The following is a 16412-nucleotide window of genomic DNA, read 5'->3' on the forward strand; positions in this document are numbered from 1 at the left end:
ACGCCGTGGAACAACGGGTTCATCGAATCGTTCAACAACACGCCGTGGAACAACGGGTTCATCGAATCGTTCAACAACCGGCTTCGCGACGAGTGCCTGAACCGCAACTGCTGGCCCACCCTGCTCGAAGCTCGCGTGGTGATCGACGATTTCAAAGACGACCACAACCACCGGCACCGCCACTCGGCGCTGGGCTACCAGACCCCGGCCGAGTACGCTGCCCGATGCACCCACCAGCACCACCCTGTGGGCTGCGAGATCGACTGACCGACAGCTAGAAGAAACTGGCTCTAGAACTGCCTGGACCGGCTATCGGGGACCTGCCACCACCCCGCCCCAAGCTCACCCGCCCACCACATCCACCAGCATTGAAAGGTGAAAGACTGTGTCCGACAATCAAACAGGTAAACAGATCGAGTTCGCGGCGCGGGCGTTGAAGATGCCAGCGATCCGCCGATGCTGGGCGGAATTGGCCGAGCGGGCCCGCACCGACAACTGGACCCACGAGCAGTACCTCGCAGCGATTCTTGACCGCCAGGTCAGCGAACGCGAAGCCAACGGCACCATGCTGCGGATCAGCGGCGCGCGCTTCCCTGCGGTCAAAACACTCGAGGACTTCAACTTCGACCACCTTCCAGGACTGCGTCGTGATGTGATCGCCCACCTGGCCACCAGCACCTGGATCGCCAAGAGCGACAACGTGATCCTTCTCGGACCACCCGGGGTGGGAAAAACCCACCTCGCGATCGCGCTCGGGATCAAAGCCGCACACAACGCCTACCCCGTGCTCTTCGACACCGCCACCGGATGGGCCACCCGCCTGACCGAGGCACACACCACCGGCCGCCTGGCCGCCGAACTCAAACGGCTCCGCCGCTACCGACTGATCATCATCGACGAGATCGGCTACCTCCCATTCGACTCCGACACCGCCAACCTGTTCTTCCAACTCATTGCCAGTCGCTACGAACAAGGCTCGATTCTGATCACCTCGAACATGCCATTCGGCCGTTGGGGCGAAGTCTTCGCCGACGACGTCGTCGCCGCCGCACTCATCGACCGCCTCGTCCATCACGCCGAGGTCATCGCTATCGACGGCGACTCCTACCGCACCAAAGCCCGACGAGAACTCGTCACACCGACCAGTAACCACACCAAAGGGGGTCAAAATTCAACCGTCGATAAGGGGTCAGTTTTCAGCCGCCGTTGACACCGTAGACATCGGCGAAATGCGCTGAGATCTCGCCGGTTGTGAGGCCTTTGGCATACAGCGACAGCACTACCCGATCCACATCGGTGACGCGACGTTTGCTCTTACCGACAATTACCGGGTCGAAGGTGGCGTTGCGGTCGCGGGGCACCTCGATGGGCACCTGCCCGCACGCGTCGGTCAGGACCCGTTTCGTGCGCGTGCCGTTGCGTGAATTGCCGGTGTTGCGGCCGGCCACGTCATGTTTGTCATAGCCAAGATGTTCGGTCATCTCTTCATCGAGCGCGGCTTCGAGCACGCTCTTGGTCAGCGCTTTGAGCAGCCCGTCAGGACCGGTCAGAGCCACTCCCTGAGCGCGTGAGCTACGTACCAGATCGCTCACCAAAGCCTGCTCGGCCTTCGAGAGCTCACGCACCGCATCCGCGGTGGTGACATCGTGTTCCTGACCGGTCTGAACCGGCCCTGCCACCGGGGCATCCACGCCCCCGATTGTGTCGGTCATCGTCGTGATTCCTCCTGCCCCACGCCGGGGGCGATCAAAACCACTTACACCGAATCAGCGACAGTCCCCAACGCCGCGACGGGCCCTCCTGCGAGTTCTACCAGCGTCAACGACGCGAGGGGCGCTCGCACGTGGGTCGGGTGTGGTGCCGCGGCCGACCGTCGAGCGGGTGTCAGTCGATGAGGTGGGCGCGATGGCTGGATGACTGGCGGGGCCGGTCAGATCTCGGCACGTGCGTGCGTACTAGCGGGACGCTGGATGCGTGTCGGTTCGGGTACTCGGCCACCAGCTTGCTCTGCCGACAAGTGTGGCGATGGTCGGCACGACGATGGTGCGGACGATGAAGGTGTCGAGCAGCAGGCCGATGCCGATGATGAGTCCGACCTGGGTCATGATCGAGATGGATCCGGCCATGAGTCCGAACATGCTGGCAGCGAAGATGAGGCCGGCCGAGGTGATGACTGATCCGGTGTTGGTGACGGTTCTCAGGACGCCGATGCGGATGTTGTTTTGGGATTCTTCGCGTAGGCGAGAGATGAGAAGCATGTTGTAGTCGGCGCCGACCGCGACGAGGACTATGAAGGCCAGTAGTGGTACGGGCCAGGCGATGTCGGTTTTGAGGATGTGTTGAAAGATCAGGACGCCGATACCCAGTGCCGCGGTGTAGTTGAGTATGACGGTGCCCAGAAGGTATAGCGGCGCGATGAGTGCTCGGAGTAGGAGTATCAGGATCAGGCCGACGATGGTGAGGGTGGCCAACGCTAGGAGTCGGAAGTCTTCGGTGAGTAGACGTTGCAGATCGGCGTTGATGGCGGGGAACCCGGCTGTCGCGATGTTGGAGTCCTGCAGGGTTGTGTTCGGTCTGGCGGCGAGTGCGACATCGGTGATTGTGTCGGCCAGTTGCATGGCCTCGGTGCTGTAGGGGTCGAAGCTGGTTTGTATTGCGTAGCGCACGGTATGGCCGTCGGGCGAGACGAACTGGCGAGCGACGTCGACGAAACGGCGGTCTGCGTTGGCCTGAGGTGGGAGGTAGAAGCCGGTTGCTGAGTTTGTTCCGGCGGTCTCGCGGGCGGAGGTTTGTAGTTGTGTGGCTAGCGCGGCCATCCCGGCGAGTTGTTGAAGGTTGCTGTCGATCAGCGCGGATACACCGGCGGCGAGTTGGCGTGATCCCGCCGCGAGTTGACTGATACCTGTTTGCAGTTGGGTGAGCTTGCCGGGAAGGTCTTGGCTGCTGATGCTTCCCAGCGTGGAGCCCAGTGAGTTGACGGTGGAAGTGAGTTGGTCGGTGACTGTTGAGATCGGTGTATCCAGCTGCGCGAGTTGTGTTGACAGCGTGGCGATCTGGTCGAGGGTCCCGTTGCTCAGTAGGGCGTCGAGATTGCGGGTCTGCGCGCGCAGAGCTGCGCACTGCGGGACTTGGGTGCACCAGGGCGCATTATCGAGGATGGGCAGGATCGAGGTCACTGTTGCCAGGGCTGCAGATGTTTGGCGGGTGAGCGCGGCCAGCTGTGGGGCATTCTGAGAAGCGCGATCGAGCGCTGGTGCAGATGCGGCGAGTTGGCGTAGTAGTGGCTGGTACTGCTGAATTTGCTGCCCGGCTGTGCTTGCCTGATCGAGGATGCCGGCCAGGGGGGCCAAGTTGGTGCGTACCTGGGTGTCGAGCTGAGTAAGCCCGTCGGCGAGTTGGAATGCGCCTGTACGGAGCTGTTCGAGGTCACCGCGGCGGTTCTGGCCATCGTCGACCGCACCCGCCAGCCGGTTCCCGATCTGGCCGTTCTGCCAGGACAGCTCGGCTTGCTCGAGCTTGTCCCCGGTGGGACGGGTAACGCCGATGACTCGAGTCACTCCGGGGATCTGGGATACACGTGAGGCCATTTGCTCAAGATCGGCCAGCCCGCTGGCAGTACGGAGATCGATCGGTGCATCTACGACGAGGAACTCGGTGATAGTGACGTCTTGAGGGAAATGACGGTCGAGCAACGCGTAGCCTTCGTTGCTGTCGGTTGTCGCGGGTTGCCCCTCACGATCGTCGAAGGTGATCTGGATGCCCGTCGCGAAGACGCTAAGCACGATTAGCCCGACCAGGGTTAGTGCCAGCAGCGGCACAGGACGCCGCACGACGAGCACGGCGACGCGATTCCAGTACTTTCGGGTCAGATCTCGCCTGGGTGCGCCCCAGCCGAATCGTGCCGCCCACAGCAACACCGGTGGTAGCAGGGTGACCGTGGCGAGGAATCCGATGAGGATGGCGATCGCGCATGCCGGACCCAAGGTGGAGAACACGCTCAGCTGACCAAAGACCATCGCCAAAAAGGCCAGCGCCACCGTGGCAGCTGAAGCCAGGATGACCCGTCCGATAGTTGCTGTCGCGTCCACGAGCGCAACCTCGGTGGTGGCGTCCTGGCGTAGCCGTTCGTGATAGCGACTGATGAAGAAGACTGAGTAGTCGACCCCGGCTCCGAGCAGGATGACGGTCATGAACGCGACGGTGAACTGCGATACCGGCATACCGAGTTCGCCGAGTGCGGACAAGATGCCACGGCCCACGCCGAGGCTGACACCGATCACCAACAACGGCACCAGCGCGGTGAACAGCGATCGGTAAACGATCAACAGAATGATCGCGATAAGCGCCACCGTCGCCAGAGTGATCACGACTAAATCGCTTTCAGCACTGACGATCTGGTCACTGAAAGTGGCTGTCGGCCCGGTGACATGGACAGTGGTGCCCGTACCGTCAAACACGCGCTGCGCGGTTTGGCGCACGGTCTCCACAGCATGCGTGGCCGTTGGCCCTCCCAATGTTCCGGTGACCCCGACAGGCAGGTACCAGGCTTGCCCGTCCTCACTCAAGGCTTGGCCGGCCGTCGTCGGATCGGAAAGCAAATCCCGCACTGACTGCACATCGTCGAAATTTTCGCGCAGCTGCAGAACGAGCATGTCGTAGCGTTCCCGCGCCACGTCGGTGAACCCGTTCGGGTTCTCCATGGTCACGAAAACAGTGGTCTTGGCGCCCTTCTCACCGAACGCACCACCCATCTGATCGAGTGCTTGAAACGATGGAACCCCAGCAGGGATCGGATCAACAGACTGCTGCCGCACCACCGTCTCCAGCTGGGGAAACAGAATCGCCAAGACGATACCCACAGCCACCCACGCCCCGATGACGAGGAATCTGTGCGCCAAGGTGAACCGTGCCAACCGCCCCAATGTCGTGCTGTACTCGCTGCGTTCCGCCAACCGGCGCGCCGCCAAGCGCCCACCACTTGGACGTTGGACCACCATATGCAGCACCTCACCCTCGACCCAGCCCGTCTACGAAACCGACGGTATCGTTACGGTACTAGCAGTACCGTAGATGGGGAAGGAGGTCAGGAGGTTTGGTGTCGCCGGTGGGCCATGAGGAAATCGTCGACAAGCTGTTCGAGATCGCCAACGGTCATCGACCGAATGCCCGTGAGCTTGGCAAAGATCAGCGGGCCCGCGAGCTGGGTGACAGCCATGGTCAAATCGAAGTTGTCGAGCTCAGCCGTGGCCACGTCACTCGTCAAAACTCGATCGAATGGTTCTCGATACTGCTCGACGACTCGACGACGCAGTGGCGCGAGCGCGTTCTGATCCCCGTCGGATTGCCCGGATTGCCGGGGCTGCTCGGGAAGCATTGCCAACCATGCCAGCGTCGTCAACTGCAGCGGTGCATGCTCAATAAGCTCAGCCTGCCGCTGCATCAGCTTCAGCAGGTCATCACGGATCGACGTCGTCGTCTCGGGGGTCTCGGCCTGAGGCAACAATCGCTCGAAGGCAGCCGCCACCAGATCTGTGGAGCTCTCGAAGTGACGATACAAGGTGGTGCGAGCAACACGAGACAGTCGAGTGACCGCCTCCACGGTAACGGCTTCGACCCCGCCACTGTTCAGCAAGGTCACCGCAGCATCCAACAAACGCTGACGCGACCGAACCCGCCTCGGGTCAACATCGTCGAAATCGATGGTTTCCACCCTGGCCACTCCCTACGAAACCAAATCAAGAACCTCTGACTGCACACCAATACCGTCGGTAACAGAACGAAACTGCCAGTGGCGGTACCGATGGAAGGCTCGAGGGGGGCCTTATGAGTGCCGCCACGACTGTGGCACTGTCGTCAACAGTACCGTCTGTAGCGCTCCGCTACTAAGATGAGCGGCGACCAAGGATGATCCCCCATGACAGCCAGCAGTCAGGATTGTGAAATGCGCTCCGTTTGTGTGAGCAGTTCTGCCGCGTGCGTGACACAGGGCGGACCACCCGTACGAAGGGGATCAGACGGCGTCGAGGCGAGTGGCGAATCCAGGGTCGCCTAAGGGCCTGTCCCTATGGAATCGAACGCCTACTGTGGCTGCAGCGCCGTCTATGATCCCCCACGAGGTCTGGCACAGGTGCGCGGCAAACATGTCCCTGCTCATTCCATTCTGCCGACCGTGATCGATCCACCACTGGGTCGCTGATAGGCCAGCCCCCAGAATGGAGGCTACTGCTACGGCGACGGGGGACTCCTCGGCATCGACCTCTCGGAGGCCACGAGCGAACTCGTCGGAAATAATCTCCATTGCCGATCTCAGCTGATCTGCGGCCCCACCCTCGCCGGACTCAGAGTACTGGAACATGTGGTTCGTCATGAGGAAACGGACGACCGCTGGATGTTCATCAACCAAGGATACGTATGCGGACACCGCTGAACGGAAAAGTTCGTCGACGGTGCTGTCTGCCTGTCCGGAGAGCAGAGTTGACTGCGCTGACTCCCACATCATAGAACCCAGACGGGCTGCCACGGCGGAGTAGAGCCCAGCCCTGTCACCGAAATGGCGGTAGAGCTTAGGCTTCGACGCACCAGCCTCTTCCGCAAAATCGTCCATGCTCACGGCATCGCCGAACTTTTCGATCGCGCGTATCGCTGCATCGACGAGTTCAGCTTTGACGACGGCGCGGTGGTCGTCCCAGCGCGTGCTTCGAGCGTCGCGCACACGTCGCTGCACTTTCACCGGGGCCGCGGAGATGCGACGGACTACAGACATGACCTCCTACGTTATCAGGATGGCTGACTTGTCGCGCCAGTGACGCACTAGCCAGTGAACATGGGTTGGGTCGACGAGACCCGCGTCAGGCGGATTTGTCTAATCTGGCCACGGCTGAATTGAAGTCTTCGACGGCCTCTAGGTTGGACATGTGACCGACTTTGTCAAGAAGAGTGAATTCAAATAGAACGCCCTTCCGACCCAGGCGCGCTGCGAGATCCACTGAATGGGTCGCTGGGGTCAGTCTGTCGGCATCACCTACGATGACCGTCGCCGGCACCTCCAGCGAGTCAACCCCCTTACTGACGTCGATTGTCGCCAACACTGAACCCCACATCCCGCGCACCTGTGGTGGGCATCGCAACACGATGTCGGCGCACTCGTCGACTACCTCGGCAGTCGCGCCCGGGCCCAGGGTTCCGTAACGAATCAGGCGGCGAGACAAACGCGTCCCCTGCATCTCGGGTCCGGCGACTGCAAGACTGGCCGCGAAGGCCCGCTCAAGTCTCGGTCGTAGCTGTCGGGGAACCTTGAGCAATGTAGACCGATCCACCAACTGTGATGGCCCGGTGCTTGCCAGTACTACTCCGCGGGCCAGCTCCGAAACCGAGGCGGGGTACTCAGCCGCCCAACTCATGATGGACATGCCTCCCATGCTGTGTCCGACCACGACAGCCTTGTCGGCGGGAGTCGCCACTGCCCGGACTACGGCCTCCATATCATCGGCCAAGAGCTTCGCCGAGAACGGTACCCGGCCCCGGTCGCTCAACCCGTGTCCGCGTTGGTCGTAGACCACCACCCGATGCGTCGCCGCGAACTGCTCGACCTGCGGACGCCAGAAACGTCCCTGACAAGCCCAGCCGTGACTAAAGACTAGGAGCGGAGCATCCCGGCCCGGACCGAATTCCTGAGCGAACAACTTGGTCCCGTCGGAGGAAAGGACCTCGAGGTCACGCGATCCTCGCGACGCACTCGCAAACTCAGAGGTCATCGAAGCTCACCGTGACAGAATCCGTCAGCGGAAGTGCCTGGCATGCGAGCCGTTCACCGTCGGCAACATCACCCTCAACGAGGATGTGGTTCTGGGCCATTTCTACATCACCCTCGACCAGCTTGCATACACACGCGCTGCAGGCTCCTTCTCGGCAGGAGTACGGGGCATTGTGGCCTTGGGCCAGTAGCACGTCGAGCAACGGCGTGTTGCGCGGCCACTCAGTCGTGATGGACTGCCCATTCAGATAGACCGTAGCGGTCGCCACACCGTCGTCGTCACCAAGCTGACGCATCGTGGCTGTATCGAACGGATCCCCGGTCAGTGACTGGAAGACTTCTCGATGTACCGAGGAGTGCTCGACACCGCAGGCCTCCGCCGACTTCTGCACCAGATCCATGAACGGCGCCGGACCACAGGTGAAGATCTGTGCACCGCGGTGCTCACGTATGGCGGACTCGACATTCTGAGGCGTCGGAATACCCATAGCCGACTCCAACCAATGGAAGACGGTGAAACGCTCAGGAAACTCGGAGACGATCTGCGTCAGTTGCCCCCCGTACATGATCGACTCGGCATCGCGGTTCGCGTAGAATAGTGTGACCTCGCCCCCGCCGCACACAAGTGCCGACTTAATCAGCGAAAAGACCGGAGTGATCCCACTTCCTCCTGCGAAGAATAGAAAATCAACGTCGAGATTCTTCGCCGTGAAATGCCCTGACGGCGGGAGGACGGTCAATTCCATTCCCGTAATCGCGTTATCGCACAGCCAGTTCGATGCGTAACCGTTCTCGGTCCGCTTGATGCCGATCTCGAGACGGAAGTCGTCGACGTGAGGCGAGCTGCTCAATGAGTAGCACCGTGCGACATGACCGGTCCGATCAGATGGGATCTTGACGGTGATGAATTGCCCTGGGGTATGCTTGAATTCCTCGACCATGGCGTCGGGGATTTCGAACGAAATGGTAACGGAGTCTTTCGTTTCCTGGATCACTTCCGAGACGGTTAAGGTGCGTGAGCGGGCCGCCGCGGCAGCCGGACGTGAATCGGGTTCGACGGTCACTTGAGGATCCCCTGTCTACGTGCGACCGCGTAACCCGCTCGTGTCAGTGGCGCCGCGATGTCCTGGTAGCGGGGACCGATCACCCGTGCCACGAAGTCGAAACCGCGGGCGTCCGCACCGATCAGCACTCGCGCTCTCTTCTTGTCCATACCTTTGAGGATTGTCGCCGCTGCTTTATCCGGGGTGCTTCGTGCGATCCTGTCGAACAGCGAGGCGACAGTCGCGGTGTCTGCCCCCATGGCGGAAACGCCTCGGGCATTGTTGACGATGTTGGTTTTTACACCCCCCGGGTGCACACATGTCACTGTGACCGGGTATCGACTGATTTTCATCTCCTGTCGGAGCGCCTCGGTGAAGCCTCTGACGCCGAATTTCGCGGCATTATAGGCGCTTTGGCTGGGGATTCCGATCAAGCCGAAGACGCTCGACGTGTTAATGAGATGTCCGTCCCCGGACGCGATCAGGTGAGGCAGAAACGCCTTCGACCCGTTAACGACTCCGCCAAAGTTGATGCCCATGAGCCAGTCGAAGTCTTCCCAGCTCATGTCGACCACGTCGACGCCCAAGGCCACGCCGGCGTTGTTGAACACCATGTCGACGTGGCCCGACTCTGACCGCACTCCGTCGGCATAGTCCTGAAAAGCAGCGCGGTCCGCAACGTCTAGTACGGCGGCGGTTACCGTTGCCCCATGCGTGGTGCGGCAAAGTTCTGCAGTCTCCTTCAAGTGCATCTCATCAATGTCGGACAGTGCCAGTGCGGCACCTCGCTCCGCCAACTGGAGTGCCAGAGACCGACCGATCCCTGACGCGGCACCGGTGATCACTGCCACCTTGCCGGTATAGTCATGCCGATTAGAACTGCTCACCGTCGTCCCACCATCTCTTCGAATCGTGTCTCTCCGTGCGTTCGGGCTCAGGCGATGTCGTACTCGGCGGGCTCGAAATCTTTCGTGGCGCGCCAGTACTGCCATGTGAAGCCCGGCCACACGGTCCGGTTGACGCCCTGCGAGTCGAGATACCAACTCGTGCAGCCGCCGTTGGTCCACACTCCCTTGGCCAGCTTCCGCTGGATGTCGGTGTTGAACTGTTCTTGCACGGACGGGCGTACGTCAACCTTCTCAGCGCCTCGGCTTTCTACTGTGTCGATGGCCTTCATGATGTATTTGATCTGTTGCTCGATCATGAACACCACTGAGTTGTGGCCGAGGCCCGTGTTGGGTCCGAGGAGGAAAAACAGGTTGGGAAAACCCTCGGTCGTGATGCCCAGGTGCGTGTTAATCCCCGTCTGATGCCAGTGGGACGGGAGATCCTCGCCAGTGGCACCTTTCAGGGCGAGCTGATCGAAACCATCAGTCACGTGAAAACCGGTCGCATAAATTATAACGTCCACGAGATGCTCGACACCGTCTGAAGAAATGATGGAATCAGCGGTCACCTTCTCAATCCGATCGCTGATGACAGTGGTGTTAGGTGCCGCAAGCGCCGGGTAATAGTCGTTTGACCCCAGAATCCGCTTACAGCCGATACGATACGACGGGGTCAGTTTCTTGCGCAATGCCGGATCAGAGATGGAGCGTTCAATGTTCCACCGAGCGACCTTTTCAATTGGCCGCATGAGGTTAGAGTGACCGTTGAGGCCGAAGGCCAGGCTCTCCGCACCCCAGTACACCGACCACCTGGCGATACGACGTGCAATCGGGAGTTTACTCAGAAGAGTCCGCAGGGCCGGCGGAACGGAGAAATTCTTGCGGGGTAGGACCCAGGCAGGGGTTCGCTGGAAGACCTTGAGGGACATGGCCTCCTTCTGCACGAAAGGTACAAACTGGATAGCGCTGGCACCAGTGCCGATCACGGCGACACGCTTGCCCTCCAGATCCACCGAATGATCCCACTGTGCGGAGTGAAACGCTTCGCCTTTAAAGTCCTCAATCCCCGAAATTTCGGGAAAATTGGGGATATGCAGCGCACCGACTCCTGACACCACGAACTGAGCAATGTACTCACGTCCGGACTCAGTACGCAGGTGCCACCGCGACTCCGACTCGCTCCAGTATCCAGAAACCAACTTCTGACCGAAATGAATCTTTTGTGTCACGCCACGCTTATCCGCGACATCCTGTAGATACCGCTCAATTTCTGGCTGTGACGACCACACCTTCGACCAGCTACCTCGACTCTCGAATGAGTACGAGTACATCAGCGACGGAACGTCACATGCACAGCCCGGATAGGTATTGTCGCGCCAGGTCCCACCGACGGAGCTTGCCTTCTCCAGAATCAGAAAATCGCTATACCCGCGACGTCTAAGCTGCGCGGCCATCCCGAGACCAGAGAACCCGCTTCCAATAATCAGAATCTTGGTCGAAATCGGGTCGTTGGTTGAATCCGTCTTGGCGGTTGCGCGCGAGGCGCGCCGGGTAGTCGATGATGCCATGTTTATGCTTTCTCCCTCGTAGGTTGGATCGCACAACACATCACCTGCGCACAGTGGCGGCAGGTGATCTGTTGAGGCGGAAGTGATCGCGAAGCCATCGAGAATGCTCCGCACAGGTCTAACTGATGTCGATCACGACGGCTCGGCCGCGTGAACGGAGATCAGCGAAGATCGTCGGGAAGGCTCCGCGTCGCACGCCACATGGCCATTGTGAACTTGCCTTCCAACATTCCCGCCTCATGGAAGAACCGAATCATGGGCTCCGACATAAATTGCAGGTTGGTCCGATAGTTTGGGCTGGTCTGCTGCGCCCACACGCCACGCCAGCGACTAATTCCCACTGCGGGGTACACTTTCGGATTAATGAGCAGCGGGTACGCCAGGTTCGCGATGACGGCAAGCACCCCTCGGTGCCAAGCGCGCGTCGCCTTACGACGACGCTGCATGCCTTCGATCATCTCCAGTCGCGCAAAGGTAATGTGACGGGCTTCCTCAAGGACGTGGATCTTCATGAGCTGGCGAAGCTGAGGCTGCATACTGGGGTCGTTCATCGCCTCGCGCTGGGCGCGGTCCAGGATTTCCTCGATCAACAGCGTAGCTCCAGACACCGACGGCCCGAGAGGGACGAAATGCAGGATCTTCGCGAAGCTCAAGAAGCCCTTAGGAAGCTTGTAGGGGGGCACGCCCGTCTTGTTGATGAGGCGCGCGAACATAGTGGAATGGCGGGACTCATCGCCGATCTCTGTCAACGCGTATAGAGACTTCTGATCGGTTAAAGCCCCCTTCGCCGACATGCGCAGAAGCGCTGAACTCAACAGATTCTCTGCGTAGATGCCGAAACTGAGGATGCTCACGATCTCATGGCGCCCCAACTCGCGACGCTGCTCCTCAGTCATCTTGTCCCACAGCCTGGTGCCGTATAGCGACACTCGATGCTCTGGCAGAAAGCACTTGCCTTCCTCCCAGGGCGACTCCCAGTCGATGTCGATCTCCGCGTCGTAGAACTTCTCCGCGGAAGACCGCAGCAATCGACCCGCAGATCGTTCCATGTCGACGGGCTTACGCCCGTTCACCCGAGCCATGCCCTCCTTCGAAAAGTCGGGGTTCATCTGGACATCCTGCACGGTCATGTCTTCTCCTCGGTCGTTCAAGGCTGGGAGTCGGGGCCTGGCGCCCAGTACCCATTACTCATAGTATCTGGTACTGCTAGTATCCACGAACTGCGATATTTGTCAACGCTCAGTGCGAAGAAGGTAGGACTGCATGTCTGACGACCATGACCTCGACTACTCCGGCGAAGGAACCCTGGTGTGCCGCGGGGCGGAGATCCATGTCGAAGCGAAGATCAAAGGCTATTTCCAGCCGCTGAACGGCCTGTACACCTGGTATGGCCGGATTCAGAAGAATGATGAGCTCGACGGGCTCCTGAAAGGCGCCCGCGCGATCGCTGTATTTACGACCCCCGAGGGCCGAGCGGAGTGTGTCGTCGGGGATCCCGACTTCTGGGGCCGATACCGCATCTCAGGCAAGAGCACTCCGCCATACCACCTGCCCACCACTCTCGAGGAAGTCGAGAACATGGTCGAGCACCACCACAAGTGACAACCATCCACCGCCGCACGGACATTCGCGAAACGGGTCCGCACGATTGGGTCGCCCACTTCAGGTCGAGAGGATATTGCACATGGTGAGTTCGTCTCCCATTCGAACCCGCCCGTCGAGAGGGGGCGAGAAACTCGGCGAGTACAGTCCGACCCTTGAGCGGGTTGCATGGTTTACCCTCCGCCGCAAGGGAATTGTGACGCTGGTCTGGCTCGGCGCCGCCATCGGCTTAGGCCTTCTCTTTCCTCAACTGGAGTCAGTGATACGGGAACAATCTGTGGATCCGATCCCGGCCGGAGTCCCGTCTTTTCAGACCTTGGACCGTATGGGTGCATCTTTCGACGAGCGCGGCGCCAAGACCACAGTATTCGTTGTGATGGAGAACAGTGCAGGCCTGTCCGACAACACCCGCGATCGATATCACGTGCTTGTCGACACCCTGCGGGCGGACGACAGGCACGTCATCGCTGTCCGGGACCTGCTGAGCGATCCCCTCACCGCAAGTCAGGCTCTCAGCAAAGACAAGCAAGCCTGGTATCTGCCCGTGGGAGTGGCCGGCACACTCGGGGGACCCGATACCGCGGAGGCGGTCGCAGCGGTGCGTGAGATCGCTGAGAGTATCTTTCGTGACAGTGGGACGACAGTCCGTGTGACAGGCCCGCCCGCGACCTTTAGCGACCAACTCGCCGTGGGCGAGTCGGATCTGGTCCTGATCACTGTTGCCACCGTGCTGCTGATCGCCGTGATCCTCCTGATCGTCTATCGTTCGGTCTTCACCGCGCTGATGCCGCTGCTTGTCGTGGGCATGAGCTTGGCTGTGGGTCGCGGAGTTCTATCTGGACTGGGCGAGCTGGGCATGCCGGTATCCCAGTTCACGTCAATGTTCATGACCGTCATCATCTTTGGTGCCGGAGTTGACTATTCGGTGTTCCTCATCAGCCGCTATCATGAAGGTATTCGAGCGGGTTACTCTCCTGATGTCGCTATCGCCCACGCGAATGCAACTATCGGCCGCGTGGTTCTAGCGTCGGCGGGCACTGTGGCCCTAGCGTTCCTGGCTATGGCCTTCGCCAAGCTCAGTGTGTTTAACACTTTGGGTCCGGCCTGCGCAATCGCCATAGCTTTCGCATTCTTGGCGACGGTGACATTGCTGCCCCTCGTACTCTCTTTCGCTGCCAAGAAAGGCGCCGGCCTTCCCCGCCGTGACCTGACGCGGGATTACTGGAGAAGAGTCGGAGTCATGGTTATCCGGCGGCCGGTCCCTCTGCTCGCGATCAGTGTGGTCGTGTTGATCGGCCTCGCCATGGTCGCCGCAACAATTCAGATCACCTACGACGATCGCGAGGGGCAGCCACCTGACACAGGGAGCAACGAAGGATACGCGCTTCTCAACCGCCACTTCCCGAAAGACATCATCATCTCAGAATTCTTGGTGGTGGAGTCCGAGAACGACATGCGCACGGCTCAAGGCCTTGCCGACCTCGACCAGCTAGCCTCCCGCGTCGCGCAGATTCCCGGCGTGACCAGGGTCATTGGCGTGACGCGGCCGACCGGTGAGAAGCTAGAGCAGGCGCAATTATCTTGGCAGAATGATCAGATCGGTACCAAGATCACCGAGGAGACCGGTGATGGACAGGCCCGCAAGGGTGATCTGGCCGTCCTGAAGACGGGGTCAGAGCAGCTCGCCGGAGGCCTGGCACTGTTAGAAGACCAGATATCCTCCAACCTCGCTCCGCTGTCGGGGTTGCTCGACGAGGTGTCGTCATTTGGCCCGCAGCTCGACGAGTATCGGCCGCTTGTGAACCAACTGGCGAACGCTGCCCCAAGGCTTAGACAGTTTTCCAAGCAAGCGCCCGAGCTGTCTCAACTCGCACGTCGGGCCCAGTCTGCGGCAGATGCGGTCGCGCCGGCGTTGTCCGCGTTAGACAATCCGTGGTGCCAGCAGATCGCGCAGTGCTCGGCACTGCGCGCGCAAATGGCCGACATCCGGGCACTCGCGGATGATCAGTCGCTTGGGAGGGTGGCTGACTTTGCCGCGCAGCTCGGCCGCGTGAGTGCGCCAGGCTCGACCAACATTGCACAGCTGCAGCGTTCTCTTCAAACGCTGGATTCTGCACTACAAGCCATCGGCGGACAGGACCTCGGGAACAGGCTCTCGCAACTCGAATCCGGCGTCGGCGCACTTGCCGACGGCGCGCGTCAGTTGTCGAACGGAGTCGGTGCTCTGGTGGACAGCAACCTTCAGCTACTCAGTGGACTGGCACAGGTCGCCGCACAGCTTCGGGCTCCCGCACGGGAGGTCGGCGATTCTGACTCGGCAACCGGCTTCTATCTCCCCGCGGATGCGTTCAAGGACCAGCAGTTCAGTCAGGTCGCTCGACAGTTCATCTCGTCCGACGGGAAAACCGTGCGCTATGCGGTACAGACCGCCTACGACCCATACTCTGCCGATGCAATGACGCTGGCGAACGAGCTGTCCAGCGTCGCCGAGAACGCGATGCCGAACACCACTCTGGAGGGCGGACGTGCTTCTGTTGCGGGCTTTCCTGCGATCAATGCCGACGTCCAGCGACTGTTGTCGTACGATTTCAAACTGCTCGGCATAGCCACCCTTCTCATCGTGGGTCTGATCCTGATGCTGCTGTTGCGGGCCGTCGTTGCACCTGTCTATCTCCTTGCAACCGTCGTCTTGAACTACATGGCGGCTCTCGGTATTGGTGTGCTCGTACTTCAACACATCCTCGGTGCCGGGATCGCCTGGCCCGTGCCACTGGTGTCGTTCATTGTCTTGGTGGCGGTGGGCGCCGACTACAACATGCTGCTGGTGTCACGGCTGAGAGAGGAAACGAGGTGGAGCGTGCGGGTCGGCGTAATGCGTACCGTCGCTTACACCGGGTCGGTCATCACCTCGGCTGGGTTGATATTCGCGGCCAGCATGTTTGGGCTGATGGTCGGGTCCATCGATGTGATGGTGCAAATCGGGTTCATCATCGGTGTCGGTTTGCTGCTCGACACGTTCCTGGTGCGGACCTTAGTAGTCCCGGCGCTAGCGGTGCTGCTGGGCACTGCGAGCTGGTGGCCGGGTGACATCGACCGTTTCCGGCTCGCCCCTTGACCATCGCAAAAGTCACGCGGACGGACCCATGGGGATCTGACAAGCGTCGGTCGCTGAATATCCCGACCATTCCGTCAACAGGTAGGAGGGGCATAAGCATGACGCAGCACCGTCGCCCGTGATAGATGAGTTGCGTCCTAATTCAAACGCTAGCTGCACTGACCTTGGTACGCGGCTGGCTGGTGGTTGAACCGCCCCGGGTCTGTCGGAGGCTCTCGAACCTGTGAAGGATGGAGAGCATGGCAGCACCACGCAAGTACAGTGAGGAACTCAAGGACCGGGCCACCCGGATGGCATGTGAAGCGCGACGAGATCCCGATTCGTCGAGAGGTGCGATCAAGCGGATCGCCGATCAGCTCGGAGTCCATCCCGAGGCGTTGCGCAATTGGGTTCGTCAGGCCGAGATCGACGGCGGGGTCCGCCCGGGCACCACGAGTGAGGACG

Annotated in this window: 13 protein-coding genes and 1 pseudogene; 5 read left to right on the forward strand and 9 right to left on the reverse strand. The window is 60.5% G+C overall.

The window, feature by feature from the left end; translation table 11 throughout:
• Both A9310_RS20905 and istB read left to right on the forward strand, forming a co-directional pair.
• The coding region (locus A9310_RS20905; RefSeq protein WP_139104701.1) for an integrase core domain-containing protein at positions 1-267 on the forward strand (267 nt) is incomplete at its 5' end.
• 118 nt (positions 268-385) lie between these two features.
• Positions 386-1210, forward strand: coding sequence for an IS21-like element helper ATPase IstB (istB, locus tag A9310_RS20910; protein ID WP_302621831.1), 825 nt, complete (start codon positions 386-388; stop codon positions 1208-1210).
• Here istB and A9310_RS20915 read toward each other — a convergent pair.
• The 9 genes and pseudogenes from A9310_RS20915 to A9310_RS20955 form a co-directional block, all read right to left on the reverse strand.
• Positions 1206-1712, reverse strand: a pseudogene (locus A9310_RS20915) (transposase); the annotation flags it as partial. The gene istB and the pseudogene A9310_RS20915 overlap by 5 nt on opposite strands.
• A 243-nt stretch (positions 1713-1955) precedes the next feature.
• On the reverse strand, positions 1956-4997 hold the full coding sequence (locus A9310_RS20920) for an RND family transporter (protein WP_033206569.1): 3042 nt from the start codon (positions 4995-4997) through the stop codon (positions 1956-1958).
• Between the two features lie 86 nt (positions 4998-5083).
• Positions 5084-5710, reverse strand: a complete 627-nt coding sequence (locus A9310_RS20925; protein ID WP_004021759.1) for a TetR/AcrR family transcriptional regulator — start codon at positions 5708-5710, stop codon at positions 5084-5086.
• Between the two features lie 300 nt (positions 5711-6010).
• Complete coding sequence (locus tag A9310_RS20930) at positions 6011-6763, reverse strand: TetR/AcrR family transcriptional regulator (protein ID WP_004021760.1); 753 nt, start codon at positions 6761-6763, stop codon at positions 6011-6013.
• Positions 6764-6848: 85 nt separating this feature from the next.
• Positions 6849-7754, reverse strand: coding sequence for an alpha/beta fold hydrolase (locus A9310_RS20935; RefSeq protein WP_004021761.1), 906 nt, complete (start codon positions 7752-7754; stop codon positions 6849-6851).
• A complete protein-coding gene (locus A9310_RS20940) occupies positions 7744-8817 on the reverse strand; it encodes a ferredoxin--NADP reductase (RefSeq protein ID WP_004021762.1) in 1074 nt (357 codons plus the stop codon). Before A9310_RS20940 ends, A9310_RS20935 begins: the two co-directional genes overlap by 11 nt.
• Positions 8814-9683: an SDR family oxidoreductase gene (locus tag A9310_RS20945; protein WP_004021763.1), complete on the reverse strand. Its 870-nt coding sequence runs from the start codon at positions 9681-9683 to the stop codon at positions 8814-8816. The genes A9310_RS20940 and A9310_RS20945 overlap by 4 nt, the downstream gene beginning before the upstream one ends.
• A gap of 47 nt (positions 9684-9730) precedes the next feature.
• The gene (locus A9310_RS20950) at positions 9731-11251 is read right to left on the reverse strand and encodes an NAD(P)/FAD-dependent oxidoreductase (protein WP_004021764.1); all 1521 of its coding nucleotides are present in this window, start codon (positions 11249-11251) and stop codon (positions 9731-9733) included.
• Positions 11252-11412: 161 nt separating this feature from the next.
• Positions 11413-12381 (reverse strand): diiron oxygenase, encoded by a 969-nt coding sequence (locus A9310_RS20955; protein WP_004021765.1) that lies wholly within the window; start codon positions 12379-12381, stop codon positions 11413-11415.
• Between the two features lie 133 nt (positions 12382-12514).
• On the opposite strand from A9310_RS20955, the gene A9310_RS20960 reads away from it, so the two are divergent.
• The 3 genes from A9310_RS20960 to A9310_RS20970 form a co-directional block, all read left to right on the forward strand.
• The gene (locus A9310_RS20960; RefSeq protein WP_004021766.1) at positions 12515-12853 is read left to right on the forward strand and encodes a DUF4873 domain-containing protein; all 339 of its coding nucleotides are present in this window, start codon (positions 12515-12517) and stop codon (positions 12851-12853) included.
• Positions 12854-12935: 82 nt separating this feature from the next.
• Positions 12936-15968, forward strand: coding sequence for an RND family transporter (locus A9310_RS20965; RefSeq protein ID WP_014928953.1), 3033 nt, complete (start codon positions 12936-12938; stop codon positions 15966-15968).
• A gap of 239 nt (positions 15969-16207) precedes the next feature.
• On the forward strand, positions 16208-16412 hold a 205-nt coding region (locus A9310_RS20970), incomplete at its 3' end, for a transposase (protein ID WP_175401185.1).

Origin of the sequence: Gordonia sp. UCD-TK1, assembly GCF_001691435.1 — a bacterium.
Taxonomy (GTDB): Bacteria; Actinomycetota; Actinomycetes; order Mycobacteriales; family Mycobacteriaceae; genus Gordonia; species Gordonia hongkongensis.